The sequence below is a fragment of the Desulfosporosinus sp. Tol-M2 genome (assembly GCF_059735615.1).
Genome location: NZ_JCAIJG010000133.1, coordinates 1 through 1,887, shown reverse-complemented (window position 1 = coordinate 1,887; position 1,887 = coordinate 1). Strand labels below are relative to the sequence as shown.

The following is a 1,887-nucleotide window of genomic DNA, read 5'->3' as shown; positions in this document are numbered from 1 at the left end:
ACTCTTCAGTGGTGAGCTAGCAGGCAATTCGCTTTTTATTGGCCGTTAATACGGTAAAATAATTTGTTTCGCTAAATCATTTATAGTACAATAACTTTTGGGGTTAAATTAGTTGCATAGGTTAACTGAACATACTCGATGGTCTTTGAGTTTAGTCGAACTTATCCAAGGGTTTTACGCCACTTATCTCACCAACGAAGCGGGAGTGATAGTGGCGGTTGTTAGCCAATGGATAAATGACAGAAGTAAAGGACGTGTGGTACTGTGGTTATTCGGGACAGACAGGTAGATCGGGAATGCATAACGGGAGCGATTATAATTATTTGTATATTTGTTCTCATCTTGTCAGTGGTGAGTATGCGGTTGTTAGATGTTAAAGTAACGAACATTGAATTAGTCGACCGAGGATTGTATACTGTTATTACCGATAAGGGACCTATCAATATTAGTCAGGATGATATTCTCCGAATTGAACGGACCTATCCTAAGGTTGCCATTACCGGTACGAGTGTTGAACAAGATCGGATTTATACTACGAAAGGTTTTATTTACATAACTGGGTTAGATCCATTTTACGCCACGGGGCGTAAAATGATTAATTCTGTAGATTTTGAAGGAAAACCCGTATGGATTAAACCAGACAAAATTGAAGCGACCGAATCCGTGGAGAGCCGGAATCAGCAAAATAATACCAACCTGACAATTATTCAACCGTTTAGCTATGCGATCGGGACTCCTCCAAAACTTATATCTCTTGTCTTTTCTGTTTTGTCCCTACAAAATCTGGCAATCGCCTTTGGAGGTATGGCCTTGGTGGTCCTCATTTTTCCATTAAGATTGGCAACCACGATGCCTGCGCAACCCTTTATGCAGGAGGACCAGGAATATAGCTCTTCAGAAGAAGTGAAAGAAGTAGTTGCCAAGTAACTTAATACTTGAAATATGAATCTCATTACGAAATCAACACGAAATCAATGCACCTATACAGTGGAGTAATAAGAGAGGGGAGACATCTGCGATGTCTCCCCATAGATAATATTATCCAATCGTAAGACTCCCACTTCTACAAGTGGGAGTGGGGCCTCCATACCCTGCTTCGGTGGGGGTAGACTCCCCCACCGAAGTCTCGATGTTCAGCTTAAGCTGAACGAGTTCACTCACTGAGCAATCTTGCTGGAATCACCTTGGAATCCCTTGAGTTGGGTTTCCAGGTCGTCGAGTAATTTGCGGATTTGATTCATTTGATCAGTGATCGACGCCATGTCCGGTGCATTCTGAGTAGTTGTTGTTTGCGTTTGCGGTGACACAACAGGAACAGGCGTACTTTGTCCAGGTGTTGTAGGTTGAGGTGTCCCGTCTCCAAAGAGTTGTGTTAAGGCTGTACCTAAGTTATCGGTCATCACCAAATGATCTTGATAAGCGAGCACAACCCGTTTCATTTCTGGTATACTGCCGCCTTTATTCGATTGTAGATAGATCGGTTCAACATAGAGAAAGTTTCCGCCGATCGGAAGGGCTAAGAGATTTCCTCGAATTACACTTGAGCCACTTTGATTCCATAAAGCAAGCTGTTTAGATATGTCCGGGTCTTGGTCTATTCTCGATTCGATTTGCAACGGACCGTCAACTTCAATATTCTTAGGCAGTTTATAAAGCAATAGCTCGCCGTAATGTTCGCCGTCCATGCGAGCAGCCATCCAGGAAACCATGTTGTTCCGTGAATTGGATTCGCTGGATGCCGGTGTGAAGGGTAGCATAAGCACAAACTCAGGTTTATCTTCCCCCGGAACTTTCATAATAGTGTAATACGGTACAACGGTTATGGGCTTCGACTCAAAGAGCTCCTTGCCAATATCCCAGGAATCTTCCTTATTATAGAAAACGGCT

At 43.1% G+C, this 1,887-nt stretch carries 2 protein-coding genes; one reads left to right on the top strand and one right to left on the bottom strand.

Annotation, left to right across the window (positions count from 1 at the left end; translation table 11 throughout):
- Positions 1-264 precede the first annotated feature (264 nt).
- Positions 265-927 carry a hypothetical protein gene (locus AC6I5A_RS10805; RefSeq protein WP_034615598.1) on the top strand — a complete coding sequence of 221 codons (663 nt, stop codon included), beginning with the start codon at positions 265-267 and terminating at the stop codon, positions 925-927.
- 230 nt (positions 928-1,157) lie between these two features.
- Here AC6I5A_RS10805 and AC6I5A_RS10800 read toward each other — a convergent pair.
- Positions 1,158-1,887 (bottom strand): UPF0182 family protein (locus AC6I5A_RS10800; RefSeq protein ID WP_034615595.1); only part of this gene is annotated, 730 nt, incomplete at its 5' end.